The 17,824-nt window shown below is 63.9% G+C and carries 16 protein-coding genes; 6 read left to right on the forward strand and 10 right to left on the reverse strand.

What is annotated here, in order from left to right; genetic code table 11:
* The first annotated feature begins 93 nt into the window (after positions 1–93).
* The gene (locus tag H7A12_01515) at positions 94–2,232 is read left to right on the forward strand and encodes a carboxy terminal-processing peptidase (GenBank protein MCP5319507.1); all 2,139 of its coding nucleotides are present in this window, start codon (positions 94–96) and stop codon (positions 2,230–2,232) included.
* Positions 2,233–2,250: 18 nt separating this feature from the next.
* On the opposite strand, the gene gorA is transcribed toward H7A12_01515, so the two are convergent.
* From gorA to H7A12_01555, 8 genes are all read right to left on the reverse strand, one after another.
* Positions 2,251–3,606 carry a glutathione-disulfide reductase gene (gorA, locus tag H7A12_01520; protein ID MCP5319508.1) on the reverse strand — a complete coding sequence of 452 codons (1,356 nt, stop codon included), beginning with the start codon at positions 3,604–3,606 and terminating at the stop codon, positions 2,251–2,253.
* 28 nt (positions 3,607–3,634) lie between these two features.
* Positions 3,635–3,877 (reverse strand): hypothetical protein, encoded by a 243-nt coding sequence (locus H7A12_01525; GenBank protein MCP5319509.1) that lies wholly within the window; start codon positions 3,875–3,877, stop codon positions 3,635–3,637.
* Positions 3,878–4,137: 260 nt separating this feature from the next.
* Positions 4,138–5,586 carry a uroporphyrinogen-III C-methyltransferase gene (gene cobA / locus H7A12_01530; GenBank protein MCP5319510.1) on the reverse strand — a complete coding sequence of 483 codons (1,449 nt, stop codon included), beginning with the start codon at positions 5,584–5,586 and terminating at the stop codon, positions 4,138–4,140.
* A gap of 8 nt (positions 5,587–5,594) precedes the next feature.
* Complete coding sequence (serS, locus tag H7A12_01535) at positions 5,595–6,890, reverse strand: serine--tRNA ligase (protein MCP5319511.1); 1,296 nt, start codon at positions 6,888–6,890, stop codon at positions 5,595–5,597.
* A 10-nt stretch (positions 6,891–6,900) separates the two neighbouring features.
* Complete coding sequence (crcB, locus tag H7A12_01540; GenBank protein MCP5319512.1) at positions 6,901–7,371, reverse strand: fluoride efflux transporter CrcB; 471 nt, start codon at positions 7,369–7,371, stop codon at positions 6,901–6,903.
* Positions 7,293–8,639: a replication-associated recombination protein A gene (locus H7A12_01545; protein MCP5319513.1), complete on the reverse strand. Its 1,347-nt coding sequence runs from the start codon at positions 8,637–8,639 to the stop codon at positions 7,293–7,295. Before H7A12_01545 ends, crcB begins: the two co-directional genes overlap by 79 nt.
* On the reverse strand, positions 8,632–9,255 hold the full coding sequence (gene lolA, locus H7A12_01550) for an outer membrane lipoprotein chaperone LolA (GenBank protein MCP5319514.1): 624 nt from the start codon (positions 9,253–9,255) through the stop codon (positions 8,632–8,634). Before lolA ends, H7A12_01545 begins: the two co-directional genes overlap by 8 nt.
* A gap of 20 nt (positions 9,256–9,275) precedes the next feature.
* Positions 9,276–11,672, reverse strand: a complete 2,397-nt coding sequence (locus H7A12_01555) for a DNA translocase FtsK 4TM domain-containing protein (GenBank protein MCP5319515.1) — start codon at positions 11,670–11,672, stop codon at positions 9,276–9,278.
* A gap of 254 nt (positions 11,673–11,926) precedes the next feature.
* Here H7A12_01555 and trxB point away from each other — a divergent pair, with 254 nt between their 5' ends.
* The 4 genes from trxB to infA all read left to right on the forward strand — a co-directional run bounded on the left by trxB (position 11,927) and on the right by infA (position 14,635).
* On the forward strand, positions 11,927–12,877 hold the full coding sequence (trxB, locus tag H7A12_01560) for a thioredoxin-disulfide reductase (GenBank protein MCP5319516.1): 951 nt from the start codon (positions 11,927–11,929) through the stop codon (positions 12,875–12,877).
* 14 nt (positions 12,878–12,891) lie between these two features.
* Positions 12,892–13,608 carry a leucyl/phenylalanyl-tRNA--protein transferase gene (locus H7A12_01565; GenBank protein ID MCP5319517.1) on the forward strand — a complete coding sequence of 239 codons (717 nt, stop codon included), beginning with the start codon at positions 12,892–12,894 and terminating at the stop codon, positions 13,606–13,608.
* Positions 13,605–14,312 carry an arginyltransferase gene (locus H7A12_01570; GenBank protein ID MCP5319518.1) on the forward strand — a complete coding sequence of 236 codons (708 nt, stop codon included), beginning with the start codon at positions 13,605–13,607 and terminating at the stop codon, positions 14,310–14,312. Before H7A12_01565 ends, H7A12_01570 begins: the two co-directional genes overlap by 4 nt.
* Positions 14,313–14,416: 104 nt before the next feature.
* On the forward strand, positions 14,417–14,635 hold the full coding sequence (gene infA, locus H7A12_01575) for a translation initiation factor IF-1 (protein ID MCP5319519.1): 219 nt from the start codon (positions 14,417–14,419) through the stop codon (positions 14,633–14,635).
* Between the two features lie 25 nt (positions 14,636–14,660).
* Here the strand turns inward: infA and clpA are convergent, their stop codons facing one another.
* Together clpA and clpS are read right to left on the reverse strand one after the other, a co-directional pair.
* On the reverse strand, positions 14,661–16,928 hold the full coding sequence (clpA, locus tag H7A12_01580; GenBank protein MCP5319520.1) for an ATP-dependent Clp protease ATP-binding subunit ClpA: 2,268 nt from the start codon (positions 16,926–16,928) through the stop codon (positions 14,661–14,663).
* Positions 16,929–17,001: 73 nt separating this feature from the next.
* A complete protein-coding gene (gene clpS, locus H7A12_01585) occupies positions 17,002–17,373 on the reverse strand; it encodes an ATP-dependent Clp protease adapter ClpS (GenBank protein ID MCP5319521.1) in 372 nt (123 codons plus the stop codon).
* A gap of 210 nt (positions 17,374–17,583) precedes the next feature.
* Between clpS and cspD the strand changes: the two genes are divergently transcribed.
* Positions 17,584–17,820: a cold shock domain-containing protein CspD gene (gene cspD, locus H7A12_01590; protein ID MCP5319522.1), complete on the forward strand. Its 237-nt coding sequence runs from the start codon at positions 17,584–17,586 to the stop codon at positions 17,818–17,820.
* Positions 17,821–17,824: the final 4 nt, after the last annotated feature.

A 17,824-nucleotide genomic window follows, 5' to 3' on the forward strand; every position in this document is an offset into this window, starting at 1 on the left:
CATCGCCTGGACGCCGTCGGGTCGTGTAAGTCGCGGAGATTATGGGTAATAATGAACTTCAAGTCACCGCCACAGGGCGATCGCCTTTACGCCATGCAGTACCCGCGCACCGTTTCCTGCCCCAGGCTGCTCCGGTTCATTGCCCTGCTCGTCGTGCTGTTGCCGACCCTGGTCGCTGCAGCCACTTCCGCACCGCAGCCGCTGAGCTACAACCGCACCCAGAGCCTGACGACACTGGACATCATCGAACGTCTGGGTCGGTACCACTACGCGCGCGTGAATATCGACGACGCATTGTCCGAACACCTGCTCGAGAGTTACCTGCGCAACCTCGATCCGGGTCGTAACGTCTTTCTCGCAAGCGATATCGAGGAATTCCGTCGTCTGCGCCACCAACTCGACGATCAACTCCTCGCCGGCGACCCGGGTGCAGGGTTCGCCATTTACAGCCGTTACGACGAACGCCTGCGCGCTCGCCTGTCACAGTTGATAGCAGATCTGCCGCAGATGATCCGCACGCTGGATTTCACGACTGACGAGGTCCTGCTCATCGACCGCAAGGCGCTCGACTGGCCTGCCGATGCGCACGCAGCCGATGAGATCTGGCGCAAGCAGATCAAGTCGAGCGTGCTCGGTCTGAAGCTTGCGGGCAAGAAAATGGAGGATATCGAACAACTGCTGCTGAAGCGCTATCGCGACCAGTTGCGACGCATGCAGCAGGTCAACAGCGACGACGTGTACCAGCTCTACATGAACTCGTTCACGGCGCTGTTCGATCCGCACACGAACTACCTGTCACCGCGCAGCTCCGAAAACTTCAACATGAGCATGCGCCTGTCGCTCGAAGGCATCGGTGCAGTGCTGCAGCAGGACGACGAGCACACGCGCGTGGCGCGCCTGGTGCCCGGTGGGCCGGCTGCACGCCAGGGCGAGTTGAAGACATCCGACCGCATCATCGCCGTAGGCCAGAACACATCCGGCGACCTTACCGACGTCGTGGGCTGGCGCCTCGATGACGTCGTGGACCTGATCCGCGGCAAGAAAGGGACCACCGTGCGACTGGAGATCCTGCGCGGATCCGGTGCTGTCGAAGAGCACCGCACGATCGCGATCGTGCGCGAACAGGTCAAGCTGGAAGAGCAGGCCGCAAAGAGTCGCATGCTGGAGCTGCCGGCAGGCGACAAGGTGCACCGGGTCGGTGTGATCGACGTACCCGCGTTCTATGCCGACTTCGACGCAATGCAGCGTGGCGACCCGGACTACCGCAGTACCACACGCGACGTCGCACGCCTGCTGGCGGAGCTTCAGCAACGAGGCGTCGAAGGAATCGTGATCGATCTGCGCGACAACGGCGGTGGCTCGCTGCAGGAAGCCCATGCGCTGACCGGGTTATTCATCGAATCCGGGCCCACGGTCCAGATCCGTCACAGCAACGAGCGTGTCGAACGCAAGCAGAAATTCCGGGATGGCGCCTATTACACCGGTCCGCTGCTGGTTCTGATCAACCGTCTGAGCGCCTCGGCCTCGGAGATCTTTGCCGGTGCGATCCAGGATTACGGGCGTGGCCTGATCGTTGGCAGCCCGTCCTTCGGCAAGGGTACCGTGCAATCACTGAGCGCACTGAATCATGGTCAACTCAAGCTCACCGAATCGAAGTTCTATCGCATCTCGGGCGACAGCACGCAGCATCGTGGCGTGGTTCCCGACATCGAACTGCCGTCGGTCTACGACACCAGCGAGGTCGGCGAGAGCGCGCTCGATAACGCACTGCCGTGGGACCGGATAGATCCGGTGCGCCATCGCAGCTACCAGGCCTTCGCTTCGCTGCTGCCCACGTTGCGTGAATGGCACGAGGGCCGCGCCAAAACCGACCCCGATCTGCGGCAACTGCGTGAAGAGATCGACCTGCAGCGCAAATACGCGGCGGCCAAGACCATTTCGCTCAACGAATCGGTACGCCTGGCGGAACGCACACAGCGCCAGCAGGCAGAACTCGCGATCGAAAACCAGCATCGGGTCGCCAAGGGGCTTGCACCGCTGGCATCAGCGGACCAGATGACGGCGACAGCAGGAGACTCTGGTTCGGAATCGGTGGATACGGGTACCGTTGCGGATTCGGACGCCGGCACGGAGCAGGCCGATCACGCGACCCCGGATCCGCTCCTGACCGAGTCGGGTCGCATCCTGCTCGATGCGATCCGTCTCGGCGAGCGCGTCGCCACGACCAATTGAGAGGTCTGCGAAACGCGGCTAGCGTGCCGGTTCGCGCATCGTCACGAACTCTTCCGCTGCGGTGGGGTGAATGCCGATCGTGGCGTCGAAGACACGCTTGGTTGCTCCAGCCTGCAGCGCAACCGCAAGCCCCTGGATGATCTCGCCTGCCTCGGGACCGACCATGTGTGCGCCCAGCACGCGGTCGCTGTCTGCATCCACCACCAGCTTCATATAGACGCGTCCGGGGTTGGCGCTCAGCGTGTTGCGCAGCGGACGAAAGCGTGTCTCGAACACTTTCACCGCACCGTGACTCGCACGTGCGCGCTCCTCGCTGAGCCCCACTGTCGCGACTTCCGGCCGCGAAAAGATCGCCGTCGGCAAGTTGTCCAGACTCACGCTGCGCGCCTCACCCGCGAACAGCGTCGACACCAGCGCCATCGCCTGTGCAGTCGCCAGCGGTGTCAGTTCGGGACCGCCGATCACGTCACCCAGCGCATGCACCGAGGGCACCGAACTGCAGTAGTGGGAATCGACCGCGATCGCACCGTCGGCGTGCAACCGTACCCCGCACTCCTCCAGCCCCAGATCCTGGGTCAACGGACGGCGACCGGTAGCACTCAGCACCACATCGCCCTCGAAACGCCTGCCGTCGCGACTCACGACACACAACACGCCATCACCGTGGCGCTCCACGCGTGTCACGTCGGTATCGAATTCCAGTCGGACTCCCTGCAGGCGCATCTCCTCGGCAAGAACCGCGCGCAGATCATGGTCGAAATGCCGCAGGAACAGCGGACCGCGGTAGAGCAGCGTCGTCTCGGCGCCCAGCGCGTTCAGCACGCCGGCGAACTCGACCGCGATGTAGCCACCACCGATCAGGATCACCCGTTGTGGCAGCCTCTCGAGCGAAAAGAATTCGTTCGAGGTGATCAGGTGCTCCCGCCCGGGAATCTCCGGCACCCATGGCCACGCACCGGTCGCGACGAGAACGTGGCGCGCACGCCACTGGCGATTGCCCGCCATCACCGTATGCGGATCGAGCAACCGTGCCCGGTCCTCGACGATCGTGACCCCGCGTGCCTGCAACAGGTTGCGGTAGACGCCGTTCAGGCGTTGGACCTCCCGGCTTACCGCGTCACGCAGCACCGCCCAGTCGAATGCGGGACTTTCCACACTCCAGCCAAAACCACGAGCATCCCGGAACTCCTCGCTGCACGCGGCTGCATATACGAACAGCTTCTTGGGAATGCAGCCGACATTGACGCAGGTGCCACCAATGCGGCCCATCTCGGCGATTGCCACCCTGGCGCCGAGTCCCGCAGCAGTCCGCGCAGCGCGCACACCACCGGAGCCGGCCCCGATCACGAACAGATCGACATCGAAACGCTCCATCAGCGCCTCGACTTCGCGCACGAACGCGTCAGGCGTCCAGATCCAGACGTGAGGCAGCGCGCCGATCCCGGCGGGCTCGCAACTCGAGTACATCCCGGCGCCCTTCGCGCCGCTGGCGTCGCTCCGGCTGCACACGACGCTCCACGGATGGAGCGCCCGGTTCCGATTTCGGCGCCGTGGCTGCCGCACCACGACGCACACGTAATTCGTCGTCGAGTGCTACCGCGGGCGGTGTGACTACCGGCTGAATGCGGGGGGTATCGATTGGCATGACCGGCCTCCCTCGAACAGTGGCGGGTCAATCCGGTATCGGCTGCGGAATCCAAAACTTGAGGTAAATTCTTCATTGATCGAGTTTTCAATTGATTTTCAATGCATTGAATGTGTTTTTTCATAAACTACACAAACTATTTTCGGCGTCTTTGCTGGGCTGAAGAGGCGGTCGCAAAACGCCACGAAAAACGTGGTGATGCCTTCACATCGGGGGACGTGCGTCGCAGGGATGCGGCGCTCGAGCCTGCAGGGATGCATTTACGGTGTCCCACCGGGGTGAAGGCATCGTCGCGTGCTGCCGGCATCGACGATCGGGCGTTCTTGCGACACCCGCTGAAACCACTGCAAGCGCTCATGCAAGCTCACGACGGTGCCAACGATCGTCAATGTCGGTGCGCGCATGCCAGCCCCGATCAATGCGCGCGGCATCTCGCACAGCGTCGACACCAGCACCCGCTGTGCCGGAGTCGTGCCCTGCTGGATCAGTGCCAATGGGGTCTCGGCGGGCATACCGTGCGCAACCAGTTGTTCGCAGATCAACGGCAAGCCGAGCAACCCCATGTAGAACACCAGCGTCTGGCGTGGACGCGCGAGTTCCGCCCAGTCCAGATCCAGACCACCGTCACGCAGGTGACCCGTCACGAAACGCACCGACTGCGCGTGATCACGGTGCGTCAACGGAATCCCGGCATAGGCGGCGCAACCGGAAGCGGCCGTGATCCCGGGCACGACCTGGAACGGGATACCGGCATCCGCCAGATGTTCGATTTCCTCTCCGCCACGCCCGAAGATGAACGGATCCCCCCCCTTGAGCCGCAGCACACGCTTGCCGCTGCGGGCGTGCCTCACCAGCAGCTCGTTGATTCGCGGTTGTGCGACCGCGTGCTCACCGCGGGTTTTGCCGACGTATACCCGCTCGGCCTCGCGGCGCACCAATGCCAGTATCTCCGCACTGACCAGGCGATCGTGGAACACGATATCGGCCTGCTGCATCAGCCGCAGCGCACGAAAACTCAGCAGATCAGGATCACCGGGCCCGGCGCCGACGAGGTAGACCTCGCCCTGCGCCGTCGGATTCCCGGCAAGAACTTCTTCCTCGAGCAACCGCGCAGCCTCGGTCTCGTTACCGGCAAGCACCCGCTCCGCCACCGCTCCGTGCACCAGGCGCTCCCAGGTCCGTCGACGCACGGTCGCGTCGGGCACCCGCTCACGCAACCAGACACGCCGTGCACCGAGGAATTCAGCAAGTCGCCCCAGGCGTGCGGGCAGCATCGTTTCGAGGCGCTCTCGCAGGCTACGTGCAAGCACCGGTGCGTGCCCGCCGGTGGAAAACGCCACGATCACCGGTGAGCGATCGACCACGGCCGGCAATATGAACGTGCAGAGTTCCCGCCGGTCCGCCACGTTGACGGGAACCGAGCGCGCGAGCGCTTCGCGGTGCACCTCCGCGTCGACCGCAGGCACCCCGGTGGTCGCGATCACGAGCACGACACCGTCCAGATGTGCTGGCGTGAACTCTGCGTGCTCACACTTTCCCGCTGTCCGGGCGGTGAGGTGTACGAGTTCATCGATGATCTGCGGTGCAACCACCCGCAGCCGCGCACCTGCTGCGCTCAGCAGTTCGGCCTTGCGCAACGCGATCCGGCCACCCCCGACCAGCAGCGCATCGCGTCCGCGCAGATCCAGATAAACCGGCAGATAGTCCATCGTGCGGATCAGTTTCCCAGAATGTGTGTGACACCACTCAGCCACGGCCGCAGCGCCGTCGGAACGTTCACGCTGCCATCGGCGTTCTGGTTGTTCTCGAGAATTGCGACCAGGGTACGGCCCACCGCAAGTCCCGAGCCATTCAACGTGTGCAGCAGTTCGGGTTTGCCGGTTTCCGGGTTGCGCCAGCGTGCCTTCATGCGTCGCGCCTGAAAGGCTCCCATGTTGCTGCACGAGGAGATCTCACGGTACTTGCCCTGCCCCGGCAGCCAGACTTCGAGATCGTAGGTCTTGCACGCTGCAAAACCCATGTCCCCGCCACACAGCACGATCTTGCGGTACGGCAACTCCAGGGCACGCAGCACGGCCTCGGCGTGGCCGGTGAGCTCTTCGAGTGCCGCCTCTGCCTGCCCGGGACGCACCAGTTGCACCAGCTCGACCTTTTCGAACTGATGCTGACGGATCATGCCACGCTGATCCCGCCCATAACTGCCTGCCTCGCTGCGAAAACACGGGGTATGACACACGTAGCGGCGTGGCATGGCCTGCGGCTCCTCGTCGATCGCGTCACGTGCCAGGTTCGTTACCGGAACTTCTGCGGTCGGGATCAGGTAGTACCCCTCGTCGGTCCCAAGGCGGAACAGGTCTTCGGCAAACTTCGGCAGTTGTCCGGTACCGAACAGCGCATCGGCATTCACCATGTACGGGACATTCAGCTCCTCATAGCCGTGGCTGCCGGTGTGCAGATCGAGCATGAACTGGATCAGCGCACGGTGCAGACGGGCAAGCTCGCCGCGCAGCACCACGAAGCGCGAACCGGTGAGCCGCGCGCCAGCGTCGAAATCCATCAGCGATCTGCGCGCACCCAGATCGACGTGATCACGCACCGGGAAATCGAACACGCGCGGCTCGCCCCACCGGGAGACCTCGACGTTGTCCTCCTCGCCCGCACCGTCGGGGACATCGGGTGCCGGGAGGTTCGGGATCGCTGCGAGAAAGGCATCGAGTTCGGCGTGGACCACTTCGGTCTCCTCGAGCAGGCTCTCGAGCGCACGATTGATATCCTCCAGCTCGGCGCCTGCCCGTGCCCGCGCCTCCTCGACCGGGACGCCCTCGCGCACCAGTTCCCCGATCCGTTTCGATGCCTGCCGGCGTGCATTCTGCAGGCGTTGCGACTCCACGTCGCAGCCCTTGCGCCGCTCCTCGAGTGCGCAGTACGCGGCCACATCCAGCACGAAGCGCTTGCGTGCCAGTTCACGCGCGACCGCCTCCGCATCCTGACGCAGAACCTTCACATCGATCATCGACAACCCCTCATGCAGGCCACAGCAGCCGCCCTACACCGATACCTGCCCATGTGCCAGCGATGCACAGCAGCACACTCAGCCCGACGTTGGCGAACGCCTGAACCGGAAGCCCCTGTTCGAGCAGCGTCACCGTCTCGAGCGAGAACGTCGAGAACGTGGTGTACGAGCCAAGGAAACCGACCATCAGGATGCTGCGCCAGTCCGGGTGCAGCACGGCACGCTCGGCGATCGCCACATAGATCAACCCCATCAGCAGCGAGCCACTGACGTTGATCACGAGCGTGGCGAACGGAAAATGTGCTGCACGCAACGAACTCAACCACTGCCCGACGCCAAAGCGCGCCAGCGCACCGAACATACCGCCCAATGCAACGAAGAACAGGTTGCGCAACAGATCGGTCACTGCCCGCGCCCCGAACCACGCACTGCACGCGTGTAACGCTGGTGCGAACTGAGCGCATCGCGCTCGCGTTGCCATGCGAGCTTGTCACCGATCTGCTTCTCCAGCCCGCGTGCGACCGGATGGTAATACCGCCGCTCGGCGAGTTCCGGCGGGAAATAATTCTCTCCCGCAGCATAAGCGTCCGGCTCGTCATGCGCGTAGCGGTATTCGGCTCCGAACCCCATTTCCTTCATCAGGCGCGTCGGCGCATTGCGCAGATGCAGCGGCACCTCGTGACCCGGCAGCTCGCGCACATCGGCCCGCGCCGCGGCAAACGCCGTATAGACCGCATTGCTCTTGGGTGCACAGGCCAGATACGCCAACGCCTGGGCGATCGCGAGCTCGCCTTCCGGACTGCCGAGCCGCTCCTGTGTATCCCACGCCGCGAGCGCGATCGACAGCCCGCGCGGATCGGCGTTACCGATGTCCTCGGTCGCCATGCGCACCACGCGCCGGGCGATGTAGAGCGGGTCACAACCGCCATCGAGCATGCGTGCCAGCCAGTACAGCGCGGCATCGGGAGACCCGCCACGCACCGCCTTGTGCAGAGCCGAGATCTGGTCGTAGAAGATGTCGCCGCCCTTGTCGAAGCGTCGTGGATCACCACCCAGCACCTCGCGCAGAACGGCGTCGTCGATCACGTTGTCGACGGCCAGATCCACCGCAATCTCGAGCAGGTTCAGCGCACGCCGGGCGTCGCCATCGGCAGCGCGTGCAATGCGCGCAAGCGACGTCGCGTCGATAAGCGGTACACGTGCCAGCAGTTGTTCGTCCACGCTCAGCGCGTGTGCCAACATGCGCGAGATCGACTCATCGTCCATCGCGCGCAGCCGATAAACGCGCGTTCGTGAAAGCAATGCACCGTTGAGCTCGAACGATGGATTTTCGGTGGTGGCACCGATGAAGATCACGGTGCCGTCCTCGACGAACGGCAGGAAGGCGTCCTGCTGGGTCTTGTTGAAACGGTGCACTTCGTCGACGAACAGGATGCTGCGCCGCCCGGCTGCACTGCGCTCGGCGCGTGCTGCGTCGATCGCAGCGCGAATTTCCTTCACTCCGGCAAGCACCGCCGACAACGTCTGGAAATGCGCACCGGTGGTTTCCGCCAGCAGCCGTGCCAGCGACGTCTTGCCAACGCCTGGAGGCCCCCAGAGGATCATCGAGTGCACGTGGCCCGAGTCGATCGCCTTGCTGATCGGCTTGTCCGGACCCAGCAGGTGTTCCTGACCGAAGAAGTCCTCGGGTCGGCGCGGGCGCATGCGCGCCGCAAGCGGCACGTACGGCGCGTCGGCGACCTCACTCATCGTGCAGCTCGTCGACCCCGGGAGGCGTCATAAAGCGGAACGTATCCGGTGCGACTTCTCCAAGCGGAACCACACCCGAAAATTCCATCTCGGTACGCTGCCCCAGGCCGTCTGCAATCGACAGCCGGCGCAGCACGCCGGCGGCGAATCTGACGTCGAGTCGCGAGAACATGCCCGCAGAATCACGTGCATCCAGTTCGAAGTCTTCATTGCCGTCTGGTGAGGGCACGTTGCGAATCTCGAACTGTGCTTCGACTGCCGCAATATCACCGCTCAACAACAGCGACGGCACCTGATCCGCCCGCCGATCGAGTGGCCGTACGATCACCTGCGCAAGGTCTGGATCGTACTGCCACACCGTCGCGCCATCGCTGACCACCAGCTGTTCGAACGGCTCACGCGTTTCCCAGCGGAAGCGCCCCGGATGCACGATCAGCACATGACCACTGCTTTGCTGGATCTCGGCGCCGCTCTCGTCGAACAGGCGCTGGACGAAATCTGCCTCGACACGGCGCATGCCTCCAAGGAGGGCGCCCAGACGCGTGGCGGCACCCGCATCGGCGAACGCGGCGGAGCACAGCAGCACCAGCGCTGCAACGGCGGCAAATCGTGACACGGGAACACTCTGCAACGGTGTCAGTGAGCGGGCGGCGGCGGGGCCAGAACTTCGCGACTGCCGTTGCTGTTCATGGCACTGACCACCCCCGCGGCTTCCATCGCCTCGATCATGCGGGCGGCGCGATTGTAGCCGATCCGCAGCTTGCGCTGAACCGCCGAAATGGAGGCCTTGCGACTCTCGGTCACGAAGCGCACCGCCTCGTCGTAGAGTCCGTCGCTTTCCGGATCCTCGCTCGCCTCACCGGGCAACAGCGCCAACGGCGATGCGGCAGTCTCCTCGAGAATTCCCTCGATGTAGTTCGGTTCCGAGTGTGCACGCAGATCGGCAACCACACGGTGCACTTCCGCATCCGAGACAAAGGCTCCGTGCACACGGATCGGCACCCCGCTGCCGGGCGGCAGGTACAGCATGTCCCCGTGCCCCAGCAACTGCTCTGCTCCGCCCTGGTCCAGGATGGTGCGCGAGTCGATCTTCGATGAAACCTGGAACGCCATGCGGGTCGGGATGTTGGCCTTGATCAGTCCGGTAATCACGTCGACCGACGGTCTCTGGGTCGCAAGGATCAGGTGGATGCCAGCGGCACGCGCCTTCTGTGCGATGCGTGCGATCAGCTCTTCGACCTTCTTGCCGACGATCATCATCATGTCGGCGAATTCGTCGATGACCACCACGATTGCCGGCAGCGGCTCCAGCGTCGGCGGAGTTGCCAGTTGTTCTTCCTCGGTCACGAAGACCATCGGGTCCGGTGTCCAGAACGGATCGCTGATCGGTTCACCCGCGTCGATCGCATCCTGGATCTTGCGGTTGAAGCCTGCGAGGTTGCGCACGCCCATCGCAGCCATCAGGCGGTAGCGACGCTCCATCTCCGCCACGCACCAGCGCAAGCCGTTGGCCGCGTCCTTCATGTCCGTGATGACGGGCGTCAGCAGATGCGGTATGCCTTCGTAGACCGACAGCTCGAGCATCTTCGGATCGACGAGGATCAGCCGCACATCACTGGGGGTGGACTTGTAGAGCAGGCTCAGCAACATCGCGTTCACGCCCACGGACTTGCCGGAGCCGGTGGTTCCCGCCACCAGCAGGTGCGGCATGCGCGCGAGGTCGACCACCATCGGCTCACCCGCGATGTCGTAGCCAAGGGCGAGGGTAAGCGGCGAGCGCGACATCTCGTAGGCGCGCGACGCAAGCACGTCGCCGAGCAGCACGGTCTCCCGGTCTTCGTTCGGAATCTCGACGCCAACGACCGACTTGCCGGGGATCACCTCGACCACCCGCACGCTGATCACTGCCAGCGAACGGGCCAGATCCTTCACGAGGTTGCTGATGCGACTGACCTTGACTCCAGGCGCCGGCTGGATTTCGAAGCGAGTGATCACCGGACCCGGCAACACCGAGACCACGGCGGCCTCGACGCCGAAGTCGCGCAACTTCACCTCGAGCAGTCGCGACATCGCCTCCAGCGCTTCGGTGGAATAACCGCGCTGCTTGCTGCGATCGGCCATGTCGAGCAAATCCAGTGCAGGCAGGTGTGCCCCCGTCGCGGCGAACAACGCACCCTGGCGCTCGCGCTGCACACGCTCGCTCCGGTCCTCCTTGCGGGGCACCGGCAAGCGGATCTCGGGCACCACACGCGCCGCCGGTGGCTGTGCACCCGCGTCATCCTGCCCATCGAGCACCGGTTCACGCCGTGCCCGCCCGCGCTTCGACGCCGGCTCATCCAGCTCGTCCACGGTCAGCTCACGCACCACCGGCGTGTGCGCCGATTGTGCAGCGTCCGACTGTCCGTCCGCATCACGCCGTCCCCACCGCCACGTCCCTGCCGTGAGCTTCGCGCTACGCCAATGCCCGATCGTCCCGACCAATGTGCCCATGCGTCGCAAGCCGTCCAGGGTGAGCCTGCCTGTTTCCTCGAACACGCGTGACCATGAGAGGTCGGTGAAGCGCGTCACGCCGAACAGCAACACGGCCAGCACCAGCAGGCGCGCGCCTGTGAGTCCGAATGCCTGCTGCCCCACCTGTGACAGGGTCTCACCCAGCATGCCGCCGATGCCGAACGGCAAAAGCGAGGTCGTACTGCCCTGCATCGCCAGCAGTATGGTTGCCGACGACAGCACCAGCACGAAACTGACCGCGCGGATCGAAACCAGCAGCCAGTCGAGCACGAACGGCACCTGTCGCTCACGCATCGCGACCCAGGCACGAAAACCGAACAGCAGCGGGAAGCCGTACGCCGCATAGCCGAACAGCGACAACAGCACGTCAGCGATCCAGGCACCCGTACGTCCGCCGGCGTTACTGATCATCGAGCCATTACCCGTACTCGACCAGCCCGGATCACCGACGCTGTACGTGCCTAGCGCCAGCAGCAGGAACCCGGCCAGCACGCTCCAGCCGATCACCAGACCCTCGCGCATACCCTGCTGCAGGATCGGCGGCAGTGTTCGCTCGGCCACCGCAGAAGCGCCTCTGGTCCTTACCAACTTTCCTTCATCCTCTGCACTGCCACCCCGCACCGGGTGGCCATTCTGTGAAATCGTGATGATCGGGGATAGACTGCGCCCCCGCCGCCAGAGCGGAAATCACGCTGTAGTATAGGCACAAATCCGTCTCCCGCCCCGAATCCGGAGCCGCCGGGGGCTTCCACCACCCCAGCCGAGGACCCACGCACATGAGCCAGCCCGTCCACCATCGCCTGATCATCCTCGGCTCCGGGCCGGCCGGCTACACCGCTGCGGTCTACGCTGCGCGTGCCAATCTGACACCGGCGCTGATCACGGGGATCCAGCAGGGTGGCCAACTGATGACGACCACCGAGGTCGAGAACTGGCCCGGGGGCCACGCACACCTGCAGGGTCCCGAACTGATGGCTGCAATGCTCGAACACGTGCAGCGTTTCGAGGCAAGCGTGATCAGCGACCACATTGTGCACGCTGATCTCCGGCAGCGTCCGTTCGTGCTGCACGGGGATGCGGCAACCTACAGTTGCGACGCACTGATCATCGCCACCGGCGCGTCGGCCCGTTATCTGGGACTGCCCTCGGAACACGCGTTCATGGGTCGCGGTGTGAGCGCATGCGCCACCTGCGACGGCTTCTTCTACCGCGGCAAGCCAGTGGCAGTGATCGGTGGCGGCAACACTGCCGTCGAGGAAGCCCTGTACCTGTCCAACATCGCCTCGCACGTCTACCTCGTGCACCGTCGCGACGCCTTGCGCTCGGAAAAGATCCTGCAGCACCGCCTGCTGGAGCGTGCAGCCCAGGGCAAGGTCGAACTGCTGTGGAACAGCACGCTCGACGAGGTGCTGGGCGACGCGAGCGGTGTCACCGGCATGCGCATCCGCAGCACCGCCGACGGCGCAACCCGCGAGATCGGTCTCGACGGCGTATTCATCGCCATCGGCCACACTCCGAACACAGCCATATTCAACGACCAGCTCGAGATGCGCGATGGCTATATCCGCATACGCAGCGGCCAGGACGGCGGCGCCACGACGACCAGCGTCGCAGGCGTGTTTGCGGCCGGCGACGTCTGTGACCAGGTGTACCGCCAGGCGATCACCTCGGCAGGGTTCGGCTGCATGGCCGCGCTCGATGCAGAGAAATACCTCGACGCAAACTGACAATCGTGTCCGGAATCGTCTGGCTGGGAGCCGACGTCGAGGCGTTTCCGCCGCTCGAATGTGCGCTCACGGACCCGCCCGGCCTGTTGGCTGCCGGCGGTGATCTGAGCCCGGAGCGCCTGCTCGCAGCGTATCGGCGAGGCATCTTTCCCTGGTACGAGGAACCGCAGCCGATCCTGTGGTGGTCGCCAGACCCGCGCACCGTACTAATCCCGGCCGAACTGCACGTCTCCGCGAGCTTGCGCCGCACGCTGCGTCGACGCGTCTACACGGTGAGCGTCGATCGCTGTTTTGCGCGGGTGATCGACAACTGTGCTGCGCCGCGTCGAGGCGCTTCGGGGACCTGGATCGGCAGCGCGATGCGCGCAGCCTACTGTGAACTGCATCGGCGCGGTCACGCGCATTCGTTTGAAGCCTGGCGGGATGGAGAACTGGTCGGCGGTCTTTACGGCATCGCCATCGGGCGGATCTTCTTCGGTGAGTCGATGTTCAGCCGTGCCGACGATGCGTCGAAAGTTGCGCTGGCGCACCTTGCGACTCAGTTGCGGGCGTGGAAGTTCACGCTGATCGACTGCCAGCAGGACACGCCGCACCTGCGTCGCCTCGGTGCCCGCAGCATCGCACGCCCACGATTTCGCGATATATTGGCTGCAAATGTCGACGCAACGGGGCGCACGGGAGCATGGCGCCTCGACTGGGAGGACCACGGGGAGCCATGGGTAATCCGGTGAACCTGCTGGCGAACATCCGGGTGTTCGCCACTTACCCGCATGACTGCAGCTACCTCGAGGGTGAGCTGGCAACGACGCTGTTCGTGGACCCTGCCACACCGATCGATACCCATATCTACAGCCAGCTTTCCAGCATCGGTTTCCGCCGCAGTGGGCCTCATCTGTACCGCCCCCACTGTGGAAGCTGTACCGCCTGTATCCCGGCGCGCGTGCCGGTCGCCAATTTCAACCCCGACCGCAACCAGCGTCGCGTGCTCGCACGCAATACCGACATCGAAGCGCACACCGTCACGTCGATTGACTCCGACACCCACTTCAGCCTCTACAGTCGCTACATTCAGGCCCGCCACAGCGACGGCGACATGCACCCTCCCGATCGGGCGCAGTACGAAGCGTTCCTGACCCGCGAATGGGGCTGCACCAGCTTCGTCGAGTTTCGCAGCGCCGGATACCTGCTGGCCGTCACCGTGCTCGATCGCCTCGACAACGGGTTGTCGGCGATTTACACCTACTACGATCCGGACGAACACCGTCGCAGCCTCGGCAGTTACGTGATCCTGTGGCAGATTGCGCGTGCGCGACAGCTTGGACTGGCGGCAGTCTACCTCGGCTACTGGATCCGCGATTGCCGCAAGATGAGCTACAAGACGCGCTTTCGTCCGATCGAACTGCTGGTGAACGGACAGTGGATCCCCGTGGAATAGGACCAGCGCCGCACTCCTCCCCCATGGCGATACGCATTCCGGCCGCTTTGCATCAACGCTACGATAGGGCAGAATGCGCGCCCAGTTTCACCGAGAGATTAAGGATGGCGAAGGAAGACGTTCTGGAAATGGACGGCGAGGTGGTCGACACCCTGCCGAACACGACGTTTCGCGTGCGCCTGGAGAACGGGCATGTCGTGACGGCGCACATCAGTGGCAAGATGCGCAAGCACTACATCCGCATCCTGACCGGCGACAAAGTCAAGGTCGAATTGACTCCATACGACCTCACCAAGGGACGCATTACCTTTCGCGAGCGCTGATCACCGGTGCGTAGACCCGGTGCCTTCAGCCGGGTGGTTCGACCTGCAACGCCAACCCGAGTCCATCTTCACCGACACTCACGCGCACGGTTCCAGGACGGTGCTCGAGCTCGCCGAACAGCAGGATTTCGGCAAGCGGCTTCTTGATATGCTCCTGGATGACGCGCGCCATCGGTCGCGCCCCCATCTTCTCATCGTAACCGCGAGCCACGAGCCACTCCTCGGCCGCGTCGTCGACCTCGATCCGCACCTTGCGCCCGGCGAGCTGGGTCTGCAGTTCGTCGAGAAACTTGCGTACCACGGACCTCACCACTTCCGGTACCAGCGGTGCGAACTGGATGATCGTGTCGAGCCGGTTGCGGAACTCCGGCGTGAACATCCGCCTTACCGCCTCCAGACCATCGCTGCTGGTGTCCTGTTCGGTGAAACCGATCGAACGCCGGCTCAGCATTTCGGCGCCGGCGTTGGTCGTCATGATCAGCACGGTGTTGCGAAAATCCGCCTTGCGCCCGTTGTTGTCCGTCAGCGTTCCGTGATCCATCACCTGTAGCAACAGATTGAATACCTCGGGATGGGCTTTCTCGATCTCATCGAGCAGCAACACGCTGTGCGGGTGTTTGGTCACCGCATCGGTCAGCAGCCCGCCCTGGTCAAAGCCGACGTAGCCGGGCGGCGCACCGATCAGCCGCGAGACGGTGTGCCGCTCCATGTACTCGGACATGTCGAAGCGGATCAATTCGAGCCCAAGCGTCCTGGCGAGCTGGCGGCTCGCCTCGGTCTTTCCGACCCCGGTGGGTCCGGCGAACAGGAAACAGCCGATCGGCCTCTCAGTGGCCTTCAGCCCGGCCCGTGCCAGCTTGATCGCCGTTGCCAGCGCGTCCATCGCCGCGTCCTGACCGAACACCACCGCCTTGAGATCGGCATCGAGGCTGCGCAGCGACTCCTTGTCCGACGCCGAAACGCTGCGTGGAGGAATCCGTGCAATCTTCGCGACGATCTCCTCGATCTCCTTCACACCAATCACCTTGCGGCGCTTCGACTCCGGCTGCAGCCGCTGGAAGGCCCCAGCCTCGTCGATCACGTCGATCGCCTTGTCCGGCAGGAAACGGTCCGTGATATAGCGACTTGCCAGTTCTGCGGCAGCATGCAAGGCGCGCGTGCTGTAACGCAGACCGAAGTGCGTCTCGAAGCGCGAACGCAACCCCTTCAGGATCTCGACCGTTTCCGCAACGCTCGGTTCGCCTACATCCACCTTCTGAAAGCGACGACTGAGCGCCCTATCCTTGTCGAATATGCCGCGGTACTCCTGGAACGTCGTCGAACCGATGCAGCGGATCTCGCCCGATCCGAGCAGAGGCTTCAACAGATTCGATGCATCCATCACACCGCCGGAAGCAGCGCCCGCACCAATGATCGTGTGAATCTCGTCGATGAACAGGATCGCGTGCTTCTTCTTGCGCAGTTCCGCCAGCAGACCCTTGAAACGCTTCTCGAAATCACCGCGGTATTTCGTTCCGGCCAGCAACGATCCCAGGTCGAGCGAATACACGACTCCGTGGCGCAGCACATCGGGTACATCGCCTTCGACGATACGCCGCGCCAGCCCCTCGGCAATCGCCGTCTTGCCGACGCCGGACTCGCCTACCAGCAATGGATTGTTCTTGCGCCGGCGGGCGAGGATCTGGGTGACGCGTTCGAGCTCTGCCGCCCGGCCTACCAGCGGATCGATGCGCCCGGCACGGGCTTCCTCATTGAGGTTGGCCGCGAAGGTCTGCAGCGGGCTGCCTTCCCCGTCCTGTACCTGCTGCTCCTCTTCACTGCCCTCTCCGCCGCTGCCGCCCGGCCGCGGGCTGTCCCCGACGCGGGATATCCCGTGAGTAATGAAATTCACCACGTCGATGCGTGCGATATTCTGCTTGCGCAGCAGGTATACCGCCTGACTCTCCTGTTCGCTGTACAACGCCACCAGGACATTTGCACCACTCACCTCGCTGCGGCCCGACGATTGCACGTGAAACACGGCGCGCTGCAGCACTCGCTGAAAACCGAGCGTCGGTTCGGTTTCCCGTTCAAGGTCGCCCTCAGGGATCACCGGGGTGTTCGTCTGGACGAAATCCGCGAGCTCCCGCCGCAGCCGCTGGAGGTCCGCTCCGCAGGCGCGCAACACCCGCACCGCTGCCTCGTCATCGAGCAGCGCCAGCAACAGATGCTCAACCGTGATGAACTCGTGCCGACGCGTGCGCGCGTCCCGGAACGCGGCGTTCAGATTGGATTCCAGGTCCTTGCTCAGCATTGAACGAACCTCCGGCGGTAACGACAGCCTGACTTGCAGCATAGACCAGGCCAGCGAGCACGCGTTCCCGAGCTCATGCTGAATCGCCTGCGGCAACCTCGATTTCACACAGCAACGGGTGCTGGCTCTCCCGCGCATGACGGTTCACTTGCATCGCCTTCGTTTCCGCGATGTCACGCGTGTAAACACCACACACCGCGCGCCCTTCGGTATGTACCGCGAGCATCACCCGCGTGGCCTTCTCGTGCCCCATGCCGAAGAATCGTTGCAGCACCTCGACCACGAAGTCCATCGGCGTGTAGTCATCGTTCAGCATCACCACCTGGTACAGCGGCGGTTCAGTGAGCTGCGTGCCCGATTCCTGCAGGGCAACCCCACCATCGCGTGCGCGCCTGTCGTCACGCGTCGCCGTGATGCGCGTCACGACACCCATGCCTTCCATCATCACCATACGAAATCACCTACCTGCATAGAATGTTCCATGGATCGAACGCCCGCACAAGAGGCACGCGACGCGCGACTGTCGATGCTTGACACCCGCCGGCACTACCGCTAAAAAACTCGCTCAATGCTTCGGCGCGCGTCCTGCGTGCCGGCAGGTCCGACATAAGCACAACAACCGATGCTCCGCTCCGGAGCAACGAGGACCAGAGTCATGCGTACTGGCATCGTCAAGTGGTTCAACAACTCCAAGGGCTACGGCTTCATTCTGCCCGATGAAGGAAGCTCCGATGTGTTCGCACACTACTCTGCCATCCGCATGGAAGGCTACAAGACCTTGAAGGCAGGCCAAAGCGTGCGCTTCGAGGTTCAGGCGGGGCCCAAGGGAGTGCACGCAGTCGCCATCGAGGCGATCGAGGCACTCGAAGCTGGAATGATGCTGAGTCGCTAGGTCT

The organism is Pseudomonadales bacterium (genome assembly GCA_024234165.1).
In the GTDB taxonomy this organism is placed as follows: Bacteria; Pseudomonadota; Gammaproteobacteria; order Pseudomonadales; family UBA5518; genus UBA5518.